Origin of the sequence: Cutibacterium avidum ATCC 25577 (genome assembly GCF_000227295.1) — a bacterium.
Lineage (GTDB): Bacteria > Actinomycetota > Actinomycetes > Propionibacteriales > Propionibacteriaceae > Cutibacterium > Cutibacterium avidum.
Genome location: NZ_JH165054.1, coordinates 532,971 through 557,022 on the forward strand (window position 1 = coordinate 532,971; position 24,052 = coordinate 557,022).

General features: G+C 63.5%; 21 protein-coding genes and 4 tRNA genes. 5 read left to right on the plus strand and 20 right to left on the minus strand.

Annotation, left to right across the window (positions count from 1 at the left end):
- Nucleotides 1–44: 44 nt before the first annotated feature.
- The 18 genes from HMPREF9153_RS02400 to HMPREF9153_RS02485 form a co-directional block, all read right to left on the minus strand.
- Entirely contained in the window at nucleotides 45–3,926 is a 3,882-nt protein-coding gene (locus HMPREF9153_RS02400) for a DNA-directed RNA polymerase subunit beta' (protein ID WP_004809073.1), read from the minus strand.
- A 168-nt stretch (nucleotides 3,927–4,094) separates the two neighbouring features.
- Nucleotides 4,095–7,574: a DNA-directed RNA polymerase subunit beta gene (rpoB, locus tag HMPREF9153_RS02405; RefSeq protein ID WP_004809074.1), complete on the minus strand. Its 3,480-nt coding sequence runs from the start codon at nucleotides 7,572–7,574 to the stop codon at nucleotides 4,095–4,097.
- Nucleotides 7,575–7,900: 326 nt separating this feature from the next.
- Nucleotides 7,901–8,296, minus strand: coding sequence for a 50S ribosomal protein L7/L12 (gene rplL, locus HMPREF9153_RS02410; RefSeq protein WP_004809075.1), 396 nt, complete (start codon nucleotides 8,294–8,296; stop codon nucleotides 7,901–7,903).
- Between the two features lie 13 nt (nucleotides 8,297–8,309).
- Nucleotides 8,310–8,924, minus strand: a complete 615-nt coding sequence (gene rplJ / locus HMPREF9153_RS02415; protein ID WP_015582149.1) for a 50S ribosomal protein L10 — start codon at nucleotides 8,922–8,924, stop codon at nucleotides 8,310–8,312.
- Nucleotides 8,925–9,390: 466 nt separating this feature from the next.
- Nucleotides 9,391–10,089, minus strand: a complete 699-nt coding sequence (gene rplA, locus HMPREF9153_RS02420) for a 50S ribosomal protein L1 (protein WP_004809077.1) — start codon at nucleotides 10,087–10,089, stop codon at nucleotides 9,391–9,393.
- 74 nt (nucleotides 10,090–10,163) lie between these two features.
- Nucleotides 10,164–10,595, minus strand: coding sequence for a 50S ribosomal protein L11 (gene rplK / locus HMPREF9153_RS02425; RefSeq protein WP_004809078.1), 432 nt, complete (start codon nucleotides 10,593–10,595; stop codon nucleotides 10,164–10,166).
- Between the two features lie 233 nt (nucleotides 10,596–10,828).
- The gene (gene nusG / locus HMPREF9153_RS02430; RefSeq protein WP_004809079.1) at nucleotides 10,829–11,731 is read right to left on the minus strand and encodes a transcription termination/antitermination protein NusG; all 903 of its coding nucleotides are present in this window, start codon (nucleotides 11,729–11,731) and stop codon (nucleotides 10,829–10,831) included.
- 23 nt (nucleotides 11,732–11,754) lie between these two features.
- A complete protein-coding gene (gene secE / locus HMPREF9153_RS02435; RefSeq protein WP_004809080.1) occupies nucleotides 11,755–12,414 on the minus strand; it encodes a preprotein translocase subunit SecE in 660 nt (219 codons plus the stop codon).
- A 93-nt stretch (nucleotides 12,415–12,507) separates the two neighbouring features.
- Nucleotides 12,508–12,580 (minus strand) — tRNA-Trp (locus tag HMPREF9153_RS02440).
- A gap of 108 nt (nucleotides 12,581–12,688) precedes the next feature.
- Nucleotides 12,689–13,885 carry an LCP family protein gene (locus HMPREF9153_RS02445; RefSeq protein ID WP_004809081.1) on the minus strand — a complete coding sequence of 399 codons (1,197 nt, stop codon included), beginning with the start codon at nucleotides 13,883–13,885 and terminating at the stop codon, nucleotides 12,689–12,691.
- Between the two features lie 131 nt (nucleotides 13,886–14,016).
- Nucleotides 14,017–15,282 (minus strand): aspartate aminotransferase type Ic, encoded by a 1,266-nt coding sequence (locus tag HMPREF9153_RS02450; RefSeq protein WP_004809082.1) that lies wholly within the window; start codon nucleotides 15,280–15,282, stop codon nucleotides 14,017–14,019.
- A 102-nt stretch (nucleotides 15,283–15,384) separates the two neighbouring features.
- Nucleotides 15,385–16,515: a UDP-N-acetylmuramate dehydrogenase gene (locus tag HMPREF9153_RS02455; protein ID WP_004809084.1), complete on the minus strand. Its 1,131-nt coding sequence runs from the start codon at nucleotides 16,513–16,515 to the stop codon at nucleotides 15,385–15,387.
- A complete protein-coding gene (locus HMPREF9153_RS02460) occupies nucleotides 16,512–16,928 on the minus strand; it encodes a MaoC/PaaZ C-terminal domain-containing protein (protein WP_004809085.1) in 417 nt (138 codons plus the stop codon). Before HMPREF9153_RS02460 ends, HMPREF9153_RS02455 begins: the two co-directional genes overlap by 4 nt.
- Complete coding sequence (locus HMPREF9153_RS02465; protein ID WP_015582144.1) at nucleotides 16,925–17,353, minus strand: FAS1-like dehydratase domain-containing protein; 429 nt, start codon at nucleotides 17,351–17,353, stop codon at nucleotides 16,925–16,927. The genes HMPREF9153_RS02460 and HMPREF9153_RS02465 overlap by 4 nt, the downstream gene beginning before the upstream one ends.
- 116 nt (nucleotides 17,354–17,469) lie before the next feature.
- Complete coding sequence (gene rpmG, locus HMPREF9153_RS02470; RefSeq protein ID WP_004809087.1) at nucleotides 17,470–17,640, minus strand: 50S ribosomal protein L33; 171 nt, start codon at nucleotides 17,638–17,640, stop codon at nucleotides 17,470–17,472.
- 56 nt (nucleotides 17,641–17,696) lie between these two features.
- Nucleotides 17,697–17,771 (minus strand) — tRNA-Met (locus HMPREF9153_RS02475).
- Between the two features lie 63 nt (nucleotides 17,772–17,834).
- Nucleotides 17,835–17,907 (minus strand) — tRNA-Thr (locus tag HMPREF9153_RS02480).
- A 204-nt stretch (nucleotides 17,908–18,111) separates the two neighbouring features.
- Nucleotides 18,112–18,192 (minus strand) — tRNA-Tyr (locus HMPREF9153_RS02485).
- Between the two features lie 289 nt (nucleotides 18,193–18,481).
- On the opposite strand from HMPREF9153_RS02485, the gene HMPREF9153_RS02490 reads away from it, so the two are divergent.
- Both HMPREF9153_RS02490 and HMPREF9153_RS02495 read left to right on the plus strand, forming a co-directional pair.
- Nucleotides 18,482–18,796, plus strand: a complete 315-nt coding sequence (locus HMPREF9153_RS02490) for a GNAT family N-acetyltransferase (protein WP_004809089.1) — start codon at nucleotides 18,482–18,484, stop codon at nucleotides 18,794–18,796.
- 52 nt (nucleotides 18,797–18,848) lie between these two features.
- Entirely contained in the window at nucleotides 18,849–19,742 is an 894-nt protein-coding gene (locus HMPREF9153_RS02495; RefSeq protein WP_004809090.1) for an exodeoxyribonuclease III, read from the plus strand.
- A gap of 1 nt (nucleotide 19,743) precedes the next feature.
- Here the strand turns inward: HMPREF9153_RS02495 and HMPREF9153_RS02500 are convergent, their stop codons facing one another.
- Nucleotides 19,744–20,679, minus strand: coding sequence for an enoyl-CoA hydratase/isomerase family protein (locus HMPREF9153_RS02500; protein WP_023031891.1), 936 nt, complete (start codon nucleotides 20,677–20,679; stop codon nucleotides 19,744–19,746).
- Between the two features lie 196 nt (nucleotides 20,680–20,875).
- Here HMPREF9153_RS02500 and HMPREF9153_RS02505 point away from each other — a divergent pair, with 196 nt between their 5' ends.
- The 3 genes from HMPREF9153_RS02505 to HMPREF9153_RS02515 are packed head-to-tail and all read left to right on the plus strand — an operon-like array spanning nucleotide 20,876 to nucleotide 23,471.
- Nucleotides 20,876–21,796 carry a metal ABC transporter substrate-binding protein gene (locus tag HMPREF9153_RS02505; protein ID WP_004809092.1) on the plus strand — a complete coding sequence of 307 codons (921 nt, stop codon included), beginning with the start codon at nucleotides 20,876–20,878 and terminating at the stop codon, nucleotides 21,794–21,796.
- The gene (locus tag HMPREF9153_RS02510; RefSeq protein WP_004809093.1) at nucleotides 21,793–22,533 is read left to right on the plus strand and encodes a metal ABC transporter ATP-binding protein; all 741 of its coding nucleotides are present in this window, start codon (nucleotides 21,793–21,795) and stop codon (nucleotides 22,531–22,533) included. The genes HMPREF9153_RS02505 and HMPREF9153_RS02510 overlap by 4 nt, the downstream gene beginning before the upstream one ends.
- A complete protein-coding gene (locus tag HMPREF9153_RS02515; RefSeq protein WP_004809094.1) occupies nucleotides 22,530–23,471 on the plus strand; it encodes a metal ABC transporter permease in 942 nt (313 codons plus the stop codon). Before HMPREF9153_RS02510 ends, HMPREF9153_RS02515 begins: the two co-directional genes overlap by 4 nt.
- On the opposite strand, the gene HMPREF9153_RS02520 is transcribed toward HMPREF9153_RS02515, so the two are convergent.
- Nucleotides 23,378–24,052 (minus strand): metal-dependent transcriptional regulator, encoded by a 675-nt coding sequence (locus HMPREF9153_RS02520; RefSeq protein WP_171023536.1) that lies wholly within the window; start codon nucleotides 24,050–24,052, stop codon nucleotides 23,378–23,380. The genes HMPREF9153_RS02515 and HMPREF9153_RS02520 overlap by 94 nt on opposite strands.

Consider the following 24,052-nt stretch of genomic DNA (forward strand, 5'->3'; position numbering starts at 1 on the left):
CTCCCCACATGGGGAGGAGAGGCTTTCGCAGCCGGGTCCCAGCCTCAGCTCAAATCACCCAGATCCAGGTCGTCCAGCGGAACAGCCGCGCCCGACCCCGAACCGAAGTCGTAGTCGAACGGGTCGTAGTTCATCGTGAACGCAGCAGCCTTGGCTTCGGCGGTCGGCTCCACCCTCATGTTGCGGTAGACCTCCAGACCCGTACCGGCCGGGATGAGCTTACCGAGGATGACGTTCTCCTTGAGACCGACCAAGGTGTCCGTCTTGCCGTTGATGGCGGCATCGGTGAGTACCTTCGTCGTCTCCTGGAAGGAGGCAGCCGACAGCCAGGACTCGGTGGCCAGCGAGGCCTTCGTGATGCCCATGAGCACCGGACGACCCTCAGCCGGGCGACCGCCCTCGGCGACAGCCTTGCGGTTGGCGTTCTCGTAGGAGTTACGGTCCACCAGCTCTCCGGGCATCATCTGGGTGTCACCGGACTCGATGACGGTGATGCGGCGAAGCATCTGGCGAATGACGATCTCGATGTGCTTCTCGTGGATGCCAGCGCCCTGGGTGTTGTAGACCTTCTGAACCTCCTTGACGAGGTACTCCTGCACCCGGCGAACACCGGAGATGCGCAGGACGTCCTGCGGGTCAGCGGTACCACCCATGAGCTGCTCACCTGCGGCAACCCGCACTCCGTCACGAATGACACGGTGAGTGCCGTCGAGGTCGAACTCGAGACGGGCACGGCGCGGCAGAACGTACTCCACGTCCTCCTCGCCGTCGTCACGTACCAGGATGAGCTTGCGACGGTTGTCCGACTCGTCGATGCGGATGACACCAGCGGCCTCGGCCAGCGGCGACTTGCCCTTCGGGCTACGGGCCTCGAAGAGCTCGACGACACGGGGAAGACCCTGGGTGATGTCGTCACCAGCGACACCACCGGTGTGGAAGGTACGCATCGTCAGCTGGGTACCAGGCTCACCAATCGACTGAGCAGCGATGATGCCGACGGCCTCACCGACGTCAACCAGGTGACCGGTCGACAGTGAACGTCCGTAGCAACGAGCGCAGCAGCCCTGGGCTGCAGTGCAGGTGAGCACCGAACGCACCTTGATCTGCGAGATACCAGCAGCGATGAGCTTGGAGATCTCCTCGTCACCGAGATCGGAGTTGGCCGCCACCACGACATTGCCATTGGCGTCGAGGGCGTCGGCAGCCAGGCATCGGGCGTACACCGCGGTGTCCAGCCCCTCGGCGCGCACCAAGTTGCCGTTGCCTGCGTCGACAGCAATGGTCTTGGGCATGCCACGGGTGGTGCCGCAGTCCTCCTCGCGGACGATGACGTCCTGGGACACGTCGACCAGACGACGAGTCAGGTAACCGGAGTCAGCGGTACGCAGAGCGGTGTCAGCCTGTCCCTTACGACCACCGTGAGTGGAGATGAAGTACTCCAGAACCGTCAGGCCCTCGCGGAAGTTGGACTTGATCGGGCGAGGAATGATGTCACCCTTCGGGTCAGCCACCAGACCGCGCATGGCGGCGATCTGACGCATCTGGGTCATACTGCCTCGAGCGCCCGAGTCGACCATCATGTGAACCGGGTTGGTCTGGGTGAAGTTGGCCTCCATGGCGGCGGTCAGCTCAGCAGTGGCCTCGGTCCAGATCTGGATGAGGTCCTGACGACGCTCCTCCTCGGTCACGGCACCACGGTCGTATTCTCGGTCGACCTTGGCGGCGCGAGCCTCGTACCCGGCCAGAATCTCCGGCTTGGTCGGCGGGGTCTGGACGTCGCCGATGGAGACGGTCACGCCGGACAGCGAACCCCACTTGTAACCGATGTTCTTGAGATTGTCGAGGACGTGGGCCACCTCGAGCTGGGTCATCCGCTCGCTGAGGTCGTTGACGATCTTGCCAATCTGCTTCTTGCCGACGAGGTAGTCGACGTACGGGTAGTCGTCCGGCAGCACCTCGTTGAACAGGGCCTGTCCCAGGGTGGTGTCGAGGATGACGGAGCCGTCAGCGCGAACCGTCTCGCCGTGCGGCGGCACGACGCCCTTGAGACGCAGCTTGATCTTGGCGCCGATCTCGAGCTCGCCAAGATCATGGGCCATGATTGCCTCGGCCAGCGAGGAGAAAGCACGTCCCTCACCCTTGAGGCCGTCGAGGGCCATCGTCAGGTAGTAAGCGCCGATGATCATCTCGTGCGAGGGCAGGGCGACCGGGCGACCGTCAGCCGGTTTGAGGATGTTGTTCGTCGACAGCATCAGGACGCGGGCCTCGGCCTGGGCCTCAGGGCTCAGCGGCAGGTGCACGGCCATCTGGTCACCGTCGAAGTCAGCGTTGAAGGCCGAGCAGACGAGCGGGTGAAGCTGGATGGCCTTGCCCTCGATGAGCTGGGGCTCGAAGGCCTGGATACCCAGACGGTGCAGGGTAGGTGCACGGTTCAGCAGAACCGGGTGCTCCTTGATGACCTCCTCGAGGACGTCCCACACCACGGGACGCTGGCGTTCGACCATGCGCTTGGCGGACTTGACGTTCTGGGCGTGCTCGAGGTCGGCGAGACGCTTCATGACGAAGGGCTTGAACAGCTCCAGGGCCATGGCCTTCGGCAGGCCACACTGGTGCATCTTGAGCTGCGGGCCGACGACGATGACCGAACGGCCGGAGTAATCGACTCGCTTACCGAGCAGGTTCTGACGGAAACGACCCTGCTTGCCCTTGAGCATGTCGGACAGCGACTTGAGCGGACGGTTGCCCGGGCCACTCACCGGGCGCCCACGGCGACCGTTGTCGAACAGTGAGTCGACGGACTCCTGGAGCATGCGCTTCTCGTTGTTGACGATGATCTCCGGGGCGCCGAGGTCAACCAGCCTCTTGAGGCGGTTGTTTCGGTTGATGACGCGACGGTAGAGGTCGTTCAAGTCCGAGGTGGCGAAGCGGCCACCGTCGAGCTGCACCATCGGGCGCAGATCCGGCGGGATGACCGGGACGCAGTCCAGGACCATGCCCTCCGGCGAGTTGCCGGACTCGAGGAAGGCCTGCACGACCTTGAGGCGCTTGAGGGCGCGGGTCTTCTTCTGCCCGCGGCCGGTCTTGATGATCTCGCGCAGCTTCTCGGACTCGGCAGCGAGGTCGAAGTCGTGGAGACGACGCTTGATCGCCTCGGCGCCCATCGAACCCTCGAAGTACTTGCCGAAGCGCGACTTCATCTCGCGGTAGAGGATCTCGTCACCCTCGAGGTCCTGGACCTTGAGGTTCTTGAAGCGATCCCACACGGCGTCGAGACGATCGATCTGGCGCTGGGCGCGAGTCTCGATGTGCTTGAGCTCCTTCTCCGCACCGTCCTTGACCTTGCGGCGGGTGTCAGCCTTGGCACCGTCGGCCTCGAGCTGAGCCATGTCCTCCTCGAGCTTGACCCGGCGGGCCTCCATCTCGGAGTCACGACGCTGCTCCATGCGGGAGCGCTCGGTCTGCACTTTGGCCTCCAGCGACGGCAGGTCGCGGTGGCGAGCCTCCTCGTCGACGGCGGTGATCATGTAAGCCGCGAAGTAGATGACCTTCTCGAGGTCCTTCGGGGCAATGTCGAGCAGGTAACCCAGGCGGGAGGGAACTCCCTTGAAGTACCAGATGTGGGTCACTGGGGCGACCAGCTCGATGTGTCCCATGCGCTCACGACGCACGTTGGAACGGGTCACCTCGACGCCACAGCGCTCACAGATGATGCCCTTGAAGCGGACGCGCTTGTACTTGCCGCAGTAGCACTCCCAGTCACGGGTCGGGCCGAAGATCTTCTCGCAGAAGAGGCCGTCACGCTCGGGCTTGAGGGTGCGGTAGTTGATGGTCTCGGGCTTCTTGACCTCGCCGTGGCTCCACGCACGGATCTGGTCGGCCGTGGCCAGGCCGATCTGCAACCGGTCGTAGTAGTTGGTGTCCAGCACGATTGTTCTCTTTCCCCCACCTGGGTGGGTGGTAGCCCCTCCTCGTCAGGAGAGGTTCCAGTCGGGGTGTCTGTGTGGGGCGGGTTGTCCGGGCCCGTCCCCACCCCCGTCAAACGGACTGTGTTCAGGGGGCCGGGGCGACGTCGTCGCCCCGGCAGAATGGGCAGGTCAGTCGGCCATGGCGTTGTCGGCACCGGGGCGACGCCCGATGTCGATACCCAGACCGGACCGGGTGTCCTCGTCGGAGGTGCGCAGATCGATCTCCTGGCCCTCCGAGTTGAGCACCTCCACGTTCAGGCAGAGCGACTTCATCTCCTTGACGAGTACCTTGAAGGACTCGGGGATGCCCGGCTCCGGGATGCTCTCGCCCTTGACGATCGCCTCGTAGACCTTGACACGGCCCGGAACGTCATCGGACTTGATGGTGAGCAGCTCCTGCAGCGCCCAGGCGGCGCCGTAGGCCTCCATGGCCCACACCTCCATCTCGCCGAATCGCTGACCACCGAACTGAGCCTTACCACCAAGGGGCTGCTGGGTGATCATCGAGTACGGACCGGTGGAACGGGCGTGGATCTTGTCGTCGACCAAGTGGTGCAGCTTCAGCATGTACATGTAGCCGACACCCACCTTGGACGGGAAGGGGTCGCCGGTACGGCCGTCAAAGAGGGTGGCCTTGCCGTCGGCGTCGACGAGCATGTCGCCGTCGCGGGTCGGGTGACCGTACTGCAACAGACCGGTGATCTCCTCCTCCGTGGCACCGTCGAAGACCGGGGTGGCCAGACGGGACTCCTCGGGGACGTCGATGAGACCGACCTCGCGCAGACGCTCGGCCCAGTCGCCCTCGGCCTGGGTGATGTCCCAGCCGGAGTGGGCGATCCAACCGAGGTGCATCTCGAGCACCTGACCGACGTTCATGCGGGAAGGCACACCCAGTGGGTTGAGGATGATGTCAACCGGGGTGCCGTCCGGCAGGAACGGCATGTCCTCGACGGGCAGGATCTTCGAGATGACGCCCTTGTTACCGTGACGTCCGGCGAGCTTGTCACCGATCGAGATCTTGCGCTTCTGGGCGACGTAGACGCGAACCATCTGGTTGACTCCGGGGGCCAGCTCGTCACCGTTCTCGGCGTCGAACACGCGCACGCCGATGACGGTGCCCTCCTCGCCGTGGGGGACCTTGAGGGAGGTGTCGCGGACCTCGCGGGCCTTCTCACCGAAGATGGCGCGCAGCAGACGCTCCTCAGGAGTCAGCTCGGTCTCGCCCTTCGGGGTGACCTTGCCGACGAGGATGTCGCCGGTACCGACCTCGGCTCCGATGCGCACGATGCCGTTCTCGTCCAGGTTGGCCAGCATGTCCTCGGAGACGTTCGGGATGTCCCGCGTGATCTCCTCGGCGCCCAACTTGGTGTCACGGGCGTCGACCTCGTGCTCCTCGATGTGGATCGAGGTGAGGACGTCGTCGGAGACGATGCGCTGAGACAGGATGATGGCGTCCTCGTAGTTGAGGCCCTGCCACGGCATGAAGGCAGCCAGCATGTTGCGGCCGAGGGCGAGCTCGCCCTTGTCCGTCGACGGGCCGTCAGCAAGCGGGGTACCGACCTCGACGCGCTGCCCCACCGTGACCAGCGGACGCTGGTTGATACAGGTACCGGCGTTGGAACGGCGGAACTTCTCCAGCTTATAGGTCTGGTAGGTGCCGTCGTCGCAGGCGATGTCGATGAGGTCAGCGCTCACCGACAGGACCGAACCTGCCTTCTCGGCAAGGGTGACGTCACCGACGTCAACCGCACAGCGGTACTCCATACCGGTTCCGACGAACGGAGCCTCGGTACGCACCAGCGGCACGGCCTGACGCTGCATGTTGGCGCCCATGAGGGCTCGGGAAGCATCGTCGTGCTCGAGGAACGGGATGAGGGCGGACGCCACCGACACCATCTGGCGCGGGGAGACGTCCATGTAGTCGACCTCGGAGTTCGGGACCTCGTCGGCCTCGCCGTGACGCTGACGCACCAGGACGCGATCGTTGACGAAACGACCGTCGTCATCGACCTTGGCGTTGGCCTGGGCGATGACGTGACGATCCTCCTCGTCTGCGGTCAGGTAGACGACCTGGTCGGTGACCTGACCGTCGATGACCTTACGGTACGGGGTCTCGATGAAGCCGAAGGCGTTGACGCGGGCGAAGGAGGCCAGCGAACCAATCAGACCGATGTTCGGACCCTCAGGGGTCTCAATCGGGCACATACGACCGTAGTGCGACGGGTGAACGTCTCGAACCTCCATGCCGGCGCGGTCACGGGACAGACCACCGGGTCCCAGGGCCGACAGACGACGCTTGTGGGTCATCTCGGCCAGCGGGTTGTTCTGGTCCATGAACTGCGACAGCTGGGAGGTTCCGAAGAATTCCTTGATCGCGGCCGTCACCGGACGGATGTTGATCAGGGTCTGCGGGGTGATGGCCTCGATGTCCTGGGTGGTCATGCGGTCACGCACGACACGCTCCATCCGACCAAGACCGGTACGCAGCTGATTCTGGATGAGCTCACCGACGGTGCGCAGACGACGGTTGCCGAAATGGTCGATGTCGTCGGCCTCGACGACGATGTCGTCGCGTCCCTCGCGCGGGAGCATCTCGGTGCCCTCGTGCAGGGCGCACACGTAGTGGATCGCTGCGACGATGTCGTCGATCGTCAGCACCTGTTGGTCGAACGGCAGGGACAGACCGAGCTTCTTGTTGATCTTGTAACGACCAACCTTGGCCAGGTCGTAGCGCTTCGGGTTGAAGTAGTAGTTCTCGAGCAGCTGCTGGGCGGCGTCACGGGACGGCGGCTCGCCAGGACGCAGCTTCTTGTAGATGTCCAGCAGCGCCTGATCCTGAGTTTCGACACCGTGATCCTTCTCGAGGGTCTGACGGATCGACTCGTAGTCGCCGAACTCCTCGAGGATGCGGTCAGCGGTCCAGCCGAGGGCCTTGAGGAAAACGGTGACGTTCTGCTTGCGCTTACGGTCCAGACGAACTCCGACGGTGTCGCGTTTGTCGATCTCGAACTCGAGCCAAGCGCCACGCGACGGAATCACCTTGCACGTGAAGATGTCCTTGTCGGAGGTCTTGTCGGCCGTCTTCTCGAAGTAGACACCCGGGGAACGCACCAGCTGGGAGACGACGACACGCTCGGTGCCGTTGATGATGAAGGTGCCCTTCGAGGTCATGAGCGGGAAGTCACCGATGAAGACCGTCTGGGACTTGATCTCCTCGGTCTCGTTGTTCATGAACTCCGCGGTCACGAACAGCGGGGCCGCGTAGGTGGTGTCGCGATCCTTGCACTCGTCGACGCTGTGCTTGGGATCCTCGAAACGGTGATCCCGGAAAGACAAGGACATCGTCTGGGAGTAGTCCTCGATCGGGGAGATCTCCTCGAAGATCTCCTCGAGGCCTGACTTGGTGTTGATATCGGTGCGTCCCTCTGCAAGGGCGGCGTCCACATGGGACTGCCATATCTCGTTGCCAACAAGCCAGTTGAACGACTCAACCTGCAGGTCGAGAAGGTTGGGAACCTCCAACGGCTCGTGAATCTTGGCGAATGAGATTCGTCCCGACTGGGGCGAAATGGCGTTGGTGTTCTTCGACGCAGTGCGCGTGGCGGCCAATGTGCGGTCCTTCCGAGAACTCCTACAACCGACCCGTCGGCCGGCCTGGGGGCATGACGAACCGCCCATGTCAAGCATGGGCGATCGCTGGCTATGGTGCAAGGAATGATTTTACGTCACCGTTAACGTATCTTGCAAATCGGCGCCAATGCTGCACCCAAACTGTGCCCGATAGCGGCCAGGGACGCAACCCAACGCGCCAGGCGTCACGATGCAGAGCCGCACGGGTACGGCCCCACTCCCCCCATGACAACGAAGATCCGCGCCAACCCCAGGGGTTGACGCGGATCTCCTGAACTGTCGAGACAGTCGCTACGCGAGGATCGTCACTTGAGGGTGACGGTGGCGCCGGCGGCCTCGAGAGCCTCCTTGGCCTTCTCGGCGTCCTCCTTCTTGGCCTTCTCGAGGACGGGCTTCGGAGCGCCCTCGACGAGGTCCTTGGCGTCCTTCAGACCCAGGCTGGTGAGGCCACGGACCTCCTTGATGACCTGGATCTTCTTGTCGCCGGCCGACTCGAGGATGACGTCGAACTCGTCCTTCTCGTCCTCAGCGGCAGCGGCCTCGCCACCGGCAGCCGGAGCACCGGCAGCAGCGGCGACAGCCACGGGGGCGGCAGCGGAGACGTCGAAGGTCTCCTCGAACTGCTTCACGAACTCGGAGAGCTCGATGAGGGTCATCTCCTTGAAAGCGTCAAGGAGCTCTTCGTTGCTGAGCTTCGCCATGATGGGCGTCCTTTCACTCGTTGGTGTTGTCCTGGGCGGCGGACGCCTCAGGGGTCTCGGTTGTCTTGGGCTCCTGGTCGGAAGCCTCTCCAGCTCCACCGATCACGGACGGATCAGCAGCAGCCTTCTCCTGCAGGGCGCCGAGGCCGCGGGCGGCCTTGGACGGCAGGGCGTTGAAGACCACAGCGGCCTTCGTGAGGTTGGCCTTGAGGCCACCGGCGAGCTTGGCGAGGAGGACCTCACGGGACTCGAGATCGGCAAGCTTCTTGACCTGGTCGGCGTCGAGGACGTTGCCGTCCATCACGCCGCCCTTGATGACCAGGAGCGGGTTGTCCTTTGCGAAGTTCTTCAAACCCTTGGCCACGGAGGCCACGTCACCGTTGATGAAGGCGAGGGCGGTGGGGCCGACGAGCTGCTCGTCAAGTCCCTCAATACCCGCCTCCTTGGCGGCAATGCGGGTCAGGGTGTTCTTCGCAACGGCATAGGTGGCGTCACTCCCCAGTGAACGGCGCAGATCCTTGAGCGCCGACACGGAGAGACCGCGGTACTCGGTCAGCACGGTGGCGTCGGCCGAGGAGAACTTCTCCTTCAGCTCAGCGACCGCGGCGACCTTGTCAGGCCTAGCCATTGGGTCTCCTTCCCACTTCTCGTACGTCATGCTGGCAGCTGGGCTGTCAGCACCGGAGCCGCAGGGAGGACAAAAGAAAACCCCGGTGCACAGGCGCACGACGGGGTAGCAAAGCATCTCGGCGTTCACCTGCGCGGGCCATCCGTCACTCCGGGTGCTTGGCGGGAAACCCGGCCAGCGGTCTACGGCAACTTGTACAGTGTAACTGACGGAGAGCGGTGGACCAAATTGAGCGGGAGGCCCCCGTTGCCCGCCCCAGCGGCACGGGCCGACCACTCTCGGCATCACCCATGCCGTGTGGGAGAAGGCCTCGTCCACGTCACGGACGCCGACGTACCAGTCAGCCCCGAAGACGGAGTTGACGCGGATGTTGTCCGTATCTGGTCCTTTGCATGATCCCGCCCCCCGACATCACAGAACGGCCCCCGCAGCACCATGGCTGCAGGGGCCGTCGTCAGTCAGTACGTCACTCAGCGACGCGAGCGGAGGCAGGATCGATCTGCACGCCCGGACCCATCGTCGAGGAGACGGTCACCTTGCGCAGGTAACGACCCTTGGCGGAGTTCGGCTTGAGACGCAGGATCTCGTCAAGAGCGGCGTAGTAGTTCTCAACCAGCTTCTCCGGCCCGAAGGACACCTTCCCGATGAGGAAGTGGAGGTTGGCGTAACGATCGGTACGGAACTCGATCTTGCCACCCTTGATGTCAGAGACGGCCTTGGCGACGTCCATGGTGACGGTGCCGGTCTTGGGGTTCGGCATCAGGCCGCGGGGACCGAGGACGCGGCCCAGACGACCGACCTTGCCCATCATGTCCGGGGTGGCGACCACGGAGTCGAAGTCCAGGTATCCGCCCTGGACCTTGGCGATGAGGTCGTCGTCACCGACCTCGTCGGCGCCCGCAGCACGGGCGGCCTCGGCCTTCTCACCGGTGGCGAAGACGAGGACCCGTGCCGTCTTGCCAGTGCCGTTGGGAAGGTTGACGGTACCGCGAACCATCTGGTCGGCCTTCTTGGGGTCGACGCTGAGACGGATGGCCACGTCGACGGTCTCGTCGAACTTGGCCGATGCACCGGATGCGACCAGGGCCAGACCCTCCTCCGGGGAGTAGAGCTGGTCGAAGTTCACCTTCTCAGCGGCTGCGCGATATGCCTTACTGCGCTTCATGTCTGGTTCCTTTCACCAGGTGTGGTGAGGGCAGCGCGTGCCCCTCCACAAGAACTGTCTGTGGGTTGTGAGCTTCAGGCCTCGACCTCGACGCCCATAGAGCGGGCGGTGCCGGCCACGATCTTCATGGCGGCCTCGACGTCGTTGGCATTGAGGTCAGGCATCTTGGTCTCGGCGATCTCGCGGACCTGATCCTTGGTGATCTTGCCGACCTTGTGGGTGAGCGGGTTCTCGGTGCCCTTCTTAATTCCGGCAGCCTTCTTGATGAGCTCAGCAGCCGGCGGGGTCTTGAGGACGAAACTGAAGGTGCGGTCCTCGTAGATGGTGATCTCAACCGGGACGACGTTTCCGCGCTGCCCCTCGGTCTGAGCGTTGTAGGCCTTGCAAAACTCCATGATGTTGACACCATGGGGACCAAGAGCGGTACCGACTGGCGGGGCCGGGGTGGCCTGTCCAGCCTGGAGAGCGACCTTGACGAGAGCCGCTACTTTCTTCTTAGCAGGCATTGATGGGTCCTTCTTTCGGTCGTGACGGCATCGGTTGATGCCGCCAGTGCGAGTCCGGGCGTGACGAGCATCCGGACACAGACGCACCGATCAAGTCTAAGCGACTCGGCCGGTGGGTCCAAAATCAAGGGGTCGACGGTATGACCAGCAGGCATCACACCGGGGCTCGGTCGGCCTGGACGACGCGAGCCGAACCCATCACGGTCCGGCTCGCGTAGAGAATCGAAAAATTCTCAGATCTTCTCGATCTGGTTGAACTCGAGATCCACCGGGGTGGAACGTCCGAGGATCTCGACCAAGGCCTTGACACGCTGATTGTTGGTGTTGATCTCGGTGATCTGAGCCGGGACTCCGGCGAAGGGGCCATCGGTGATCTGCACCGACTCGCCGACCTCATAATCAGCAACCTCGACCTTCGGCTTGGCCTTGGGCGAGGGGGCCTTGTCAGCATTCTCGTGGGCGACCTTGGCGACGACCGACGGCGTCAGCATCGTGACGACCTCGTCGAAGGTCAGTGGGATCGGGGTGGTCGACTGACCGACGAACCCGGTCACCGACGGGGTGTGACGCGCAATGCCCCACGAGTCATCGGTCAGGTCCATGCGCACCAGCACATAACCGGGCAGGTACACCCTGGTGATCGTGCGGCGGGTGCCGTTACGGATCTCGACGACCTCTTCGGTGGGGACGACCGTCTCGAAGATGTAGTCCTCCATGTTGAAGTTCTGCACGCGGGCATCGAGGTTCTGCTTCACCTTGTTCTCCATGCCGGAGTAAGTGTGGAGCACGTACCACTCGCCGAACTTCGAGGACAGCTCGTCGCGCAACTCCTCAATGGCGGCGTCGACGGCGTCCTGGTTTCCGGCATCGGCTGGCTCGTCCTCGTCGGACTTCTCCTCGCCGTCGGCAGCCTGGCCGATGCCGAGGTTACGGGCGATGTCGTCATCCGACGCTTCCTCGGACTTGTCGTCACCGAAGTCGAGGTTAATCTCAGGCTCCTTGGCGGAGTCCTCCTCGCCGAGGTCTCCGAGGTCAATGTCGACCTGGTCGTCCTTCTTCTCGGTCTCGTCAGGGGTTAACACGTCGAGGTTGATCTCGACGTCGTCGTTCTCGCTGAAATGGGGGCTGTCAGTCACAGGTCAATTCTCCAATGTGATCGTCAGTTGCCAAAGAGCTTGATGATGATCCATCCGAAGAGGACGTCCAAGCCACTGACGTAAGCGATGATGAGCAGAACGAAAACGAGGACGATGAGGAAGTACTGACCCAGCTCGTCGCCGGTGGGCCACTTGACCTTGCGCAGCTCGGCAACCGACTGTTTCGTAAAGGTTACCGGGCCGGTGCGATGGCTGCCCTGTTCGGCAGCCTCCTGCTTGCTGCTCTGCTTGCGGACGGGAGCCTTGGTCAACTCGCGCTTCGGCCCAGGGCCAGCAGGCTTGGCAGCAGAAGCAGCTGCGGGCTTCCCATCCACGGCGTCAGCTTCCTTGGTACCCTTGCGCACCGGCTTGCCACGCCGAGCCGGCTTGCCAGCGGCGTCTTTCTTGCGAACCGGACGGCTGGAACGAGCGGAGACTGCAGCCTTCTCGGCTTCCTCGAGCTGCTCGGGATCGTCGACCACCATGTCTTCGGGGTCGGCCTTGTCAGGAGTCTTGTCGACGACATCGTCAGGAGTCGTCAACTCCTCAGCCTCGGGATCGACGACGTCGTACTCCTCAGCCTCCGTAAGGTTGCGGGATGCGAGATCCTCCCCTCTCGGAGACAGCTCGCCCTCGACGGAAGGATCGTCTCCGTCACTGAGGTTTCGCTTCTCGTCGGTCACGCTGTTCCTTCGGGTCCTGCCTGACGGTTGGTGCCGTGGACCAGGACTTCGCCACGGCTGCGCACCAGGGATACGCCCCGCACATGCGTCTCGCAGGGCACGAGGGACTTGAACCCCCAACCTGCGGTTTTGGAGACCGCTGCTCTGCCAATTGAGCTAGTGCCCTTCGGCGCTGCCTGGTTGGCAACGCCAGCACAGGGAGTATAGGAGAGGATTCGGTCTCACGTCGAATCAGACTCGCAGGTCCTCTCCAAAACTCCCCGCCGGTCATCCATCACGCAGGGTGTCTGGCCGCGTACTGATCCATGGTGTCAGTCCTCATCGCTTGTGCCAACTCCTGCATACCGGCCTCGTCGACGATGTCGTACTGCTGGCCGTCTTTCGACCTACTAAACCCCTTGATGGGAGCTTGCAGGGAGACGACGTCGGCCCCAGAGCCAAACTTGAGGCTGGTAGCCAACTTGCGCACCTCCTTGTTGGTGAGCGCGTCGTCGACCGTCATCGTGGAACCAACGTCGGACACCACCTCGGAGAACTTCTTCGGATTCGTCAGTGTGCCGGCCGAGAAGATCTTGTCAATCATCGTGGTGAGGACGGCTCGTTCGTTGGCAGCACGATCCAGGTCGCCGTGCTTGAGGCTCTTGCGCTCGTGGACGTACGCCAAGGCAGCATCCCCCTCGAGGGTCACGTTGCCCTTGTCGAAGTGATGACCCATGCTGTCGAACTCCTGCGGGTTGTAGACCTGGATGCCACCAAGGTCGCTGCTGAGCTGCTTAAACCCGTTGAAGTCGATGACGGCACCATGGTTCATCTTGACGTTGGTCAGCCCCTCCAGCACCTTGATCGTCAAAGGCATGCCACCCCACGAGTAGGCGGCGTTGATCTTGGCCTTGGAATCCTTCTTGACGACGTCATTAGCCGGGATCGTCACCCACATGTCACGCAGGAAGCTGATGAGGTAGAGCTTCTCGCGATTGGCGGGCAGGTAGGCAACGATGAGGGTGTCCGAACGGCCACGATCCCATCCGCGGGAGTCCGACCCGGCGAGGACGAAGGTCTGCGCACCGGTCTCGACCGACGGCGGACGAGTGCCCTGCACCGCCACCGGGGCGCGATTGACGTTGTTCATGCCGACATTGATCGACCGCAGGTAGTAGGCGATGATGCCGACGACGATGAGCAGCAGCGCCAGGACGATGACGAGGAAGACCTTCGGCCAACGACGCTTGCGCCTGGCCGCCGTTGCCGATGCGGCACGGTCCTCATCATCGTCGTCGGAGCGCTCCTCGAAAAGCTCGTCGACGGTGGCGTCCTCCTCGTCCGGGTCATAACCGCGCCGTCCGGCAGTCGGCTCAGCATCCCCGGCGGGGAATCCACGACGAGGTGTGTCACTGGCGTCAGGCTCGACGTCGTTCTCGCCCTCGAAATCGTCCGGGTCGTCGAACAGATTGAGTCCGTCGTCGTGAGCCACGGGTATGCCCCTTCCTGCTGAAACTCAGCGGACCAGTAGGCCTTCAGAATACGCAACGCCAATGGCCCCACACACTTCTCGCGCGTGTGGGGCCATAATAAGGGTTTCGCCGAATTGCAGAAAGGCCTCTTTCAGTTGGCGAGAAGCTTCTCAGCGGCTGCCAGCAGGACGCAGGTCGAGACACCCTCCATGGCCTCTCGCAGCTCGTCCATGCCAGGGAAGGACGGCGCCAGACGGATGGTGCGATCGTGCGGGTCATCGTGGAGCGGATGAGACGCCCCGGCCGGGGTGAGGGCAATGCCGGCTTCCTTGGCCAGGGCCACCACGCGAGAAGCCGTGCCATCCATGACGTCGAGGGTGATGAAGTAACCGCCGGTCGGATGAGTCCACGTGGCGACCTCACGACCACCGAGGCGGTTGGTGAGGATCTCGTCGACGAGGGCGAACTTCGGGGTGAGGATCTCGCGGTGGGCACGCATGAGCTTGCGAACACCCTCGGCGTCACCCAGGTACTTCGCGTGACGCAACTGATTGACCTTGTCAGGGCCGATCGAGCGGATCCCCGCATGTCCCAGGTACCAGTCCAGGTTGGCCTTCGAGGAGGCCAGGAAGGAGATGCCGTCGCCGGCGAAGGTGATCTTGGAGGTCGAGGCGAGCTCGAAGACGCGGTCAGGGTTACCAGCCTCCTCAGCCCACTGCAGCACCGGCAGCGGTGGACGCTCGGTGTCAGTCAGGTGATGCAGGGCGTAGGCATTGTCCCACCACATACGGAAATCGGGGGCGGCAGGCATGGACACCAGGGCACGAACAGTCTCCTCGTCGTAGACGACGCCGTTCGGGTTGGCATACATCGGCACCACCCACATGCCCTTGACGGACGGGTCGGCGGCCAGCTTGGCCACCTCGTCGACGTCAGGGCCGTGCTCCCCCAGTTCCACCGGGATCATCTCGATGCCGAGGTGCTCGCAGATGGCGAAGTGGCGGTCGTAGCCGGGGACTGGGGCGATGAACTTGACGTTCTGGCCGAACCACGGCTTCTCACCCGCGATGCCATGGACGAAGGCGAACATCGCGAGATCGTGCATGATCGACAGGCTGGAGTTGTCGGCAGCGATGATGTGGTCGACGTCGACCCCCAGCAGTTCACCGAAGATGCGGCGGATCTCGGTGAGTCCGCGGTTGCCTCCGTAGTTGCGGACATCCTGGCCATCCTCGGCGTGGGAAGGGACATCAATCGTCAACAGGTCCGCGTTGAGATCAAGCTGCGCCGGGGAAGGCTTGCCGCGGGTGATGTTAAGAGAGACACCACGGGCGACGAGCTCGGCATGCTCATCGCTCAGCTGCTCGTGCAGGGCGGACAGGTCATCGGGGGACAAGTCGGTCAGCGGGGTCGTCATAGGCCAATTCTGGCCCCTGGGCCCACCACAATGACAGACGACCCTCCACACTCGGCCATACGAGGTTGGCAGGGTCGTCGGTCTGGACGAGTTCCACCGACCTCAGATGGCGCAACCGACGAGGCGTGGTTCGGGCACCAAGGTGATGCCGTACGCGTCGCGAACTCCCTCGATGATGGTGCGCGCCAGAGCAGTGAGGTCATCGGAGCTGGCGCTGCCGCGGTTGGTCAGGGCCAGCACGTGCTTGGTCGACAGGCTGGCCGGGGAGTCCTCGGCCACCATGAACCCCTTGCCGTATCCGGCGTGGTCGATGAGCCATGCGGCGCTGGTCTTCACACGACCATCAGGCTGGACAAAGGCGGGTGCAGCCTCCGGAACCTCGTCGGGAGCCACCAGCGGGTTGGTGAAGAAGGACCCCGCACTCCAGGTGTCGTGGTCATCAGGGTTGAGGACCATACCCTTGCCACCACGCACCTCCAGGACGGTCTCACGGACCTCGGAGGTGTTGGCCCTCTCCCCTGGCTCGACCCCCAGACGACGCGCCAGCTCGGCATAGCGCACCGGCAGCGACCGAGTACCGAGGTTGAACTGCATGGTGACGTCCAGGACGACATAGCGGTCTGGTTCGGCCTTGAACCGGCTGGAGCGGTAGCCGAAGCCACACTGGTCCGCGGTGAAGGTGCGCTGAGTGTCATCGACACGATCCCAGGTACGCACCCGGGCGATGAACTCGCAGACCTCCACGCCATAGGCGCCGACGTTCTGGATGGGCGTCGAGCCGACGAGGCCGGGGATGCCGGAGAGGAACTCCGGGCCGATCCACTCCTGCTCGATGGCGTGGACGACGAAATCGTCCCAGACCTGACCGGCGGCAACCGTCACCAGGGCACCACCGCATGAGGACACCTCGGCGGACAGCCCCGAGGTCGCGACGCGCACGACGGTGCCGTCGAATCCGTCGTCGCCGACGAGGACGTTGGAGCCGCCTCCGAGCACAAGGCAGAGCTCGCCGCGTCGATCGCAGTCGCGGACGGTTTGCAGGAGCTCGTCATTGGTCGTGGCTATGACGAGATGACGGGCCGGGCCACCCACTTTGAACGTCGTGAGCGGGGCGAGCGGGACGTCATCCCCTCCGGTGAGGGTGGCCTTCGTGCCGATCGCCTCGTGATGGATGGTGCTGCACGCCTCGGTGAGGTCGTCGTCCTCGTAGGGGCCGATGACAGTGGTACTCACTGCTCCTCCTGCTTGACGACGACCTCAACTCGTCCGAGAACGGACTGCCCGCCGCACTTGACGTCGACACCAAGGGTCGCGGTGTCATCAACGACCCTGCGAACCGTGGCGGCGACCTCGATGGAGGCCCCCTCCTTGGTGTCGGGGACGAGCACCGGGCGGGTGAAGCGAGCTCTCTGGGAGAGTACCTGCTCAGGCCCCCCGACCCACTCGATGACGGCGCCCAGAGCCGCCCCCATCGTCCACATGCCGTGGGCAATGACGCCATCCATGCCGGCCTCCCGGGCAGCACGGTCGCTGTGGTGGATCGGATTGAAGTCCCCTGACGCACCGGCATAGCGGACCAAGGTGGTCCGGGTGACACCGATGGCTCGCGGCCCGAATGTCTGACCTTCCGTCAGCTGCGCGCTCATGCATTCGCCTCCGGACGGGTGTGCCACAAGGTCGAGGTGGCGTTGCCGAGATGCTCGCCATTGACGTGGTCCAAGGAGACGTCGATGCCGATGATGTCGGTGTTGCCCCGGATGCGAACCGAGGTGATCCTCAAGGTCGAGGTGACCTCGTCACCCTTGTGGAGCGGACGGATCCAGTTGAAGGACTGATCGGTGTGAATCATGTGCTCCAGCTGGAGGCCAAGCTGCTCGTCGTCGAACAGTGCCTCCCACGCCCGGGACGCCAACACCATGGCAAATGTGGGCGGAGCAATGGGGTCGTCCCCCCGGTAGGCCGGAGCAGTGTCACCCAAGGCGGTGGCGAGCTCCCGGATCTTCTCCGCGGTAACGAGGTAGGGATCTGTCGTCGGATACGTGCGCCCGACGTCATCAGGACTGATCGGCATGTCGTTCAGGCTATCCCAGACCCCCGACGCCACAGAACCCTTGAGAACGAGCGAAAAGACGAGGAGCCACCCTCAGGTGACCCCTCATCAAAGGTTCTTGGATTGAAAACCCGACGTCAGCGGGTCTCGCGATGCGCGGTGTGCTTGTGGCAGCGCGGGCAGAACTTCGCCATCTCCATGCGATCAGGATTGTTACGGCGGTTCTTCTTGGTGATGTAGTTGCGCTCCTTGCACTCGGTGCAGGCGAGCGTGATCTTCGGGCGAACGTCGCCGGACTTCTTGGCCATCTTTCCTACTTTCGAGCCGTGTGGAGTGTGCGCTCCCGAGTTTCCCCGGTTTGTTTTGGTAGCGGAGGCGGGAATCGAACCCGCGACACAGCGATTATGAGCCGCTTGCTCTACCCCTGAGCTACCCCGCCATGTGATCCTCGGCACCCATTCGGGCCCGGCCCACCGGGCAAGTGGGGCCGATTCACACTCAGAGCCCCCAAGCAGAATCGAACTGCTGACCTTCTCCTTACCATGGAGACGCTCTGCCTACTGAGCTATAGGGGCAACGAATGAGAAAGCTACACGAGCTTCCAGTCGTTGGCAAATTGAAACCCGAATCTCCTGACCCCGGAATGAAATCCCCTGTGGGAACCGGTAATCAATCGAACCAGGCCGTTTCACCTCTACCGTTTCCCCGACCGAACGAGTCGGCCAAGAATCTTGCTTTGGCGAAATCAACCCCCGAATCCATCCGACCCGGGGGTTGCGTGGCAGGTGTTGGATTCGAACCAACGTAGGCGAACCGACGGTTTTACAGACCGCTCCCTTTGGCCACTCGGGCAACCTGCCTTGCTGGCGCGAGCCAGCGATCGAAAATACTAGCAGGCGTGCCGGCGTCGTGACCAATCCGGCCCGTCACCAAGCCCGACGGACCAGCCAGGACCACCGCATGTGGCCTTGTGATGAGGCTCCCCGTCCGCACGCCGAGTTGGACAATGTCGACATGTCAGGACCAACATGTCAGGGTGTCTCCTATGACCATCAGCACCCTCACATCGAAGAATTGATGACCCTGTACAACTTGATGACCCTGTACAACTCGGTTGGCTGAACCGCCTACACCACCCACCCGTACAAGATGGAAGGGCTGCTCGACCGAGTCGACCAGGTGCGATGCGCCAGGATCGACGATGAACTCATCGGTTTCTCACGAGCCATCTCTGACGGCGTCCAGGTCGCCCTCATCCAGGACCTACTGGTTCATCCGAAGTGGCAGCGGCATGGGATTGGCCGCCACCTGCTGACGTCGATGATGGAGCACTACTCGGGGCTGCGCCAGATCGTCCTGCTCTCCGACGACATCCCCGAGATCGTCGCCTTCTACGAGTCGTGTGGACTCCATGACATCGCCCGCGAGGAGGGAAAGGCCTTCGTCGGGTACCTCTACGAGTGATGCCGAACAGCCGTCGCGTCACTGCGTCGTCACCCTGTGACAGACTCTCCCCATGCGCATCGCCAGCTTCAACGTCAACGGCATCCGAGCTGCCCTGAAACGGGGATTCTCCGACTGGATGGAGACCCGTGACTGCGACGTCATCGGCCTGCAGGAGGTGCGCTGCCGTCCCGCCGATCTCCCGGAGGGGGCGTTCGGCGATCGTCACGTCTCCTGGGCGCCGGGTTCGTTGGCCGGACGCAATGGCGTCGCCCTGCTCACCCGCACCGCTCCGGCCGAGGTCAGATCCTGGGGCACCCACCTCGTCATGACCCCCGGGGAGACACCCAATCTCGACGAGGTCCGCACCGGAATCACCGATCGACTACCAGCTGAGCTGCTTCCCTTCGCTGACGAGGGGCGCTACATCGAGGTTGATCTCGCCGACGCACCCGTCACCGTCGCCTGCCTGTACCTGCCCAAGGGAGCCACTCCGGACCCCAAGGACGAGAAGTCCATAGCCAAGCAGGACCGCAAGATGACCTTCCTCGCCGGGTTCCGTGAGTACCTGGCGACCCGACGCCAGGAGTGCGCGGCCCAGGGGCGTCATGTCCTTCTCATGGGCGACTTCAACATCGCCCATGAGAACGCCGACCTCAAGAACTGGAAGTCCAACCAACGCAACGAGGGATTCCTGCCCGAGGAGAGGCAGTGGTTCGACACCATCCTGTCTCCCGAGACCCTCGTCGACGTCGTGCGCGCCCAGCACCCTGACGTCAACGGCCCCTATTCCTGGTGGAGCTGGCGTGGCAAGGCCTTCGTCAATGACGCCGGATGGCGTATCGACTATCACCTGGCCTCACCGGAGCTGGCGAGGAAGGCCGTCACAGCCGAGATCGACCGAGACCCCTCCTATGCCGAGCGCACCTCCGACCACGCGGCCGTCGTCGTCGACTACGACCTGTGACTCAGGACGGGTCGAACATCTCCTCGACACGACGCGCGGGGACGTCGGCCAGGCTCTCGTGTGACCAGTGGGGGTTGCGGTCCTTGTCGACCAGCTGAGCCCGCACCCCCTCGCAGAAGTCCGAGTCGCGCATGAAGGAGCGCCCCAAGGCTCGATCAGTCTCCAAAACCTCAGCGAGTCCTGACGCACTCTCAGCCTTGATGACGGCTGCCAGCGCGACGGCCACCGACAACGGGCAGCGGGTTGCGATATGCCCAGCGGTCTTGCGTGCGGCTTCCTCCGGGCGATCAGCCAGTCGACGACACACCTCAACCGGGTCGTCGGTGTCGTAGCACTCCTGGATCCACACCGCGTCGCGGGCCAGCTGGCATGCAACTGGATCGACGTCAGCAGGATTGCCGTCGGCGTCAACGACCTCGTCCACCAGACCAGCCCACAGCGCCGAGGCTGCGTCGATGGAGGCTCCCGTCATGGCCAGGTGGCGCCCGACATACCGCGGGGCGCGGGACAGCTCGAAAGACACACCGACGTCGGGCCACAGCCCAATACCCGTCTCCGGCATCGCCAGAACGAGGTCCTCTCGTGCCTCGACCTGCTTGAGGCGAAGGGCCAGACCAAGACCGCCGCCCATGGAGATCCCGTGCAGATGCGCGGTTCCGGAGTGGACCGCCGCGATCGCCGCATCGACGTCGTACTCGAAATCCAACCAGTCGCCGGCAGCCTCGGGATCCTCCAGAGCCAGCGACCTGAGCTCACGGATGTCAGCCCCGGAGCAGTAACCGCGCTCTCCCGCGCCTGACAGGTCGATACTGCGCGGCGAATCCTCGACGGCCTTCCCGATGGCCGCCAGCATCTCGCCGGACAACGAATTGATGGCTCGGGGGCGATCCAGGGTGATCGTCACATCGTCGGTACCGCTGATCTTCACCTCATCCATGACCTCAAGCCTGCCACCTTGCCGAATCACCACCCAGAAAAGCTGGTTGACGAAGGCCTTCGCCGATGGCGAGGACATGTCTCCTGCACCCATCCCACCAGAAACTCACGGTGGCACCCGCCATCCTCACGATGTAGCCTCGCCTTGAACTTAGGTTGACCGAACTTTTAAGTTTCACAACTCCAAGGAGGTCTCCATGCATCGCTCCCTTCACGCCATGGTCATCGGGCTCGTCGCGGCAGTCGCGCTCGCCCTAACTGGCTGCGGCGCTGCCAATCCCCCGAAGTCACACAACAAACCCGTCGTCCTCACCACTTTCACCGTGTTGCAGGACATCGCGAGGAACATTGCCGGCGACGACCTGACGGTCGAGTCGATCACCAAGCCCGGCGCCGAGATCCACGACTACGAACCCACCCCCGACGACATCAAGAAGGCGTCGAAGGCCGATCTCATTCTCGACAACGGGCTGGGCCTGGAGCGCTGGTTCCAGAAGTTCGTGGAATCCGCCGACGTCCCGCACGTCGTCGTCTCCGAGGGCGTCGAACCGATGAACATCGCCGAGGACGAGTACGCCGGCAAGCCGAACCCGCACGCCTGGATGAGCCCGAAGAATGTCCAGATCTACACTGACAACATCGTCAAGGCCTTCAGCAAACTCGACCCCGACCATGCCAAGGACTACAAGTCCAACGGAGACACCTACAAGGAGAAACTCCAGAAGGTCACCGATGACATGACCCACCAGTTGTCTGCCCTGCCGCGCAATGAGCGTGCCCTGGTCAGCTGCGAAGGCGCCTTCTCCTACCTCGCTCGGGACACCGACCTGACCGAGAAGTACCTCTGGGCCGTCAATGCCAATCAGGAGGGCACACCGAAGCAGATCGCCTCGGCGATCGACTTCGTCAGGAAGAACAAGGTTCCGGCCGTGTTCTGCGAATCCACGGTTTCCCTCAAACCCATGAAGCAGGTCGTCAACTCCACCGGGGCGAAGTTCGGCGGCACCCTCTACGTCGATTCCCTCTCCAAGGCCGACGGACCGGTCCCGACCTACCTCGATCTCATCAACTACGACGCCCGCACCATCACCACTGCCCTCACCGGAAAGAAGTCATGACCGGATGTGTTGACGTCGACCATCTCTCAGTGCGCTACGGGGAGGTGGTCGCCTTGTCGGGCGTCACCGTCTCCGTCGAGCCGGGTCGCGTCACCGGTCTCATCGGGATGAACGGGTCAGGCAAGTCCACCCTTTTCAAGGCGATCATGGGGATGGTTCGGCCCGAACATGGCCGGGTCCTCATCGACGGCGACTCCCCCGCCAAGGCTCGTCGTCACGGCATCGTCGGATATGTCCCACAGGCCGAGGACGTCGACTGGTCCTTCCCGGTGTCGGTGCGCGATGTCGTCATGATGGGTCGCTACGGCCAGCAGGGATTCACCCGACGGCCACGCGCCGAGGATCGCGAGGCCGTGGCAGAGGCCTTGGAACGGGTCGAGCTGGCTGACCTGACGGATCGTCAGATCGGCCAGCTGTCGGGCGGCCAACGCAAACGCGCCTTCGTCGCTCGTGGTATTGCCCAGGGAGCTCGCGTCATGCTCCTCGACGAGCCCTTCGCCGGGGTCGACAAACGCAGCGAGGCGACGATCGTCAGACTCCTGCGTGACCTTGCCGACCAGGGAAGAACCCTCATCGTGTCCACCCATGACCTCCACGCCCTGCCCGACCTCGCCGACGACGCGGTCCTGCTGCTGCGCACCATCCTGTTCCACGGACCGGTCGCCGAGGCACTACGTCCAGAAAACCTCGCGTTGACCTTCGGGGTCGACGTCACCGAATCCGGGAGGATGGCATGAATGCCCTCGTGTGGCTCACCGAACCACTGAGTTACCAGTTCATGGTTCGCGCTCTGACGACCAGCGTCGTCGCGGCCGTCGTCTGTGCCCTGCTGTCGTGCTGGCTCGTACTGGTCGGATGGTCTCTCATGGGGGACGCCGTCTCCCACGCCGTACTACCTGGAGTGGCTCTGGCATACATCCTCGACCTGCCCTTCGCCCTCGGCGCCGTGGTCTTCGGCTTCCTCGCCGTCATCCTGATCGGGGTGGTCCGCGGCACCAGCAGGGTCAAGGAGGATGCCGCGATCGGCATCGTCTTCACGACGATGTTCGCCCTCGGTCTCATCCTGATCTCGACGACCCCGAGCCAGACCGACCTCAATCACATCATCTTCGGCAATGTGCTGGGCATCACGAAGGCCGACATGGTTCAGGTAGCGATCCTGGCCGGGATCAGCCTGCTCGTGCTGCTGCTCAAGCGTCGGGATCTCACCCTCTACGCCTTCGACCCCGTCCATGCCCACGCCATCGGTCTGTCCCCACGCCTCCTCGGGGCTCTCCTGCTCGGGATGCTGGCGCTGACGGCGGTCGTCGCCCTGCAGATCGTCGGGGTCGTTCTCGTCGTGGCGATGCTGATCATTCCGGGAGCAACGGCTTACCTGCTCACCGACCGATTCTCACGGATGCTCGTCATCGCGCCGAGCCTGTCGGCGCTGTGCACGGTGGTCGGCATCTACCTCAGCTACTGGTTCGACGTCTCCCCCGGCGGCCTGGTCGTCGTCGTGCAGGGCGTGGCATTCCTACTCGTCTACCTCTTCAGCCCGCGCCACGGCGTTGTCACGCGGGCACGTCGCCACAGGCGATCTCAGCCCTCGACGCTCACCCAGACGGCGTCGGTCGCTGAACGGCCCAGCGGTATGGTCCGATCGGCCACGGTAACCTCGATCGAATCGGAGTAAGGGGCACCCGGGCGCGGCTCCATCCGGGTACCAACGCCGATGCCGCATTCAGCCAGGAACTGCAGGAGACCAGGGTCACCGTCAGCCACCCTCTCGACGCGCACGACCACCCCGGGGTGGACGGCCGACAGCTGCACCGCCCCGTCCGGATGCTCAATGTCCCCAGCTCGGCTGGGAATCGGGTCGCCGTGGGGATCCTTGGTGGGGTACCCGAGCAACTCGTCGATACGGTCAACCATGAAGTCGGAGACGACGTGCTCGAGGGCCTCGGCCTCCTCATGGACCTGATCCCAGCGGTATCCCAGGGTTTCTGCCAGGAAGGTCTCGATGAGACGGTGGCGGCGCACCATCGCCACGGCGTGCTGGGCGCCTTCCTCGGTCAGGGCAACTGACCCATACCGGGTGTGCTGAAGCATCCCCTGTTCGGTCAGCTTTCGAACGGCCTCGGAGACGGTCGAGAGCCGCACCCCCACCTTGGCAGCCAACATCGAGGTGCCGACGGGGTCGTCAGACCACTCCTGGAGATTCCAGATCGCTTTAAGGTAGGTCTGGGAGCTCGCAGTCAGACTGGTCACAGACAT

Bases quoted from the DNA above. Each gene is read 5' to 3' on its own strand.
- HMPREF9153_RS02465 (WP_015582144.1), bottom strand. From the start codon at position 17,353: ATGCCGATCAGTCCTGATGACGTCGGGCGCACGTATCCGACGACAGAT.
- HMPREF9153_RS02515 (WP_004809094.1), top strand. From the start codon at position 22,530: ATGAATGCCCTCGTGTGGCTCACCGAACCACTGAGTTACCAGTTCATG.
- HMPREF9153_RS02510 (WP_004809093.1), top strand. From the start codon at position 21,793: ATGACCGGATGTGTTGACGTCGACCATCTCTCAGTGCGCTACGGGGAG.
- HMPREF9153_RS02450 (WP_004809082.1), bottom strand. From the start codon at position 15,282: ATGACGACCCCGCTGACCGACTTGTCCCCCGATGACCTGTCCGCCCTG.
- rplA (WP_004809077.1), bottom strand. From the start codon at position 10,089: ATGAAGCGCAGTAAGGCATATCGCGCAGCCGCTGAGAAGGTGAACTTC.
- HMPREF9153_RS02520 (WP_171023536.1), bottom strand. From the start codon at position 24,052: ATGTCTGTGACCAGTCTGACTGCGAGCTCCCAGACCTACCTTAAAGCG.
- HMPREF9153_RS02490 (WP_004809089.1), top strand. From the start codon at position 18,482: ATGGAAGGGCTGCTCGACCGAGTCGACCAGGTGCGATGCGCCAGGATC.
- HMPREF9153_RS02495 (WP_004809090.1), top strand. From the start codon at position 18,849: ATGCGCATCGCCAGCTTCAACGTCAACGGCATCCGAGCTGCCCTGAAA.
- rplL (WP_004809075.1), bottom strand. From the start codon at position 8,296: ATGGCGAAGCTCAGCAACGAAGAGCTCCTTGACGCTTTCAAGGAGATG.
- HMPREF9153_RS02505 (WP_004809092.1), top strand. From the start codon at position 20,876: ATGCATCGCTCCCTTCACGCCATGGTCATCGGGCTCGTCGCGGCAGTC.
- rpmG (WP_004809087.1), bottom strand. From the start codon at position 17,640: ATGGCCAAGAAGTCCGGCGACGTTCGCCCGAAGATCACGCTCGCCTGC.
- rplJ (WP_015582149.1), bottom strand. From the start codon at position 8,924: ATGGCTAGGCCTGACAAGGTCGCCGCGGTCGCTGAGCTGAAGGAGAAG.
- rplK (WP_004809078.1), bottom strand. From the start codon at position 10,595: ATGCCTGCTAAGAAGAAAGTAGCGGCTCTCGTCAAGGTCGCTCTCCAG.
- HMPREF9153_RS02500 (WP_023031891.1), bottom strand. From the start codon at position 20,679: ATGGATGAGGTGAAGATCAGCGGTACCGACGATGTGACGATCACCCTG.
- HMPREF9153_RS02460 (WP_004809085.1), bottom strand. From the start codon at position 16,928: ATGAGCGCGCAGCTGACGGAAGGTCAGACATTCGGGCCGCGAGCCATC.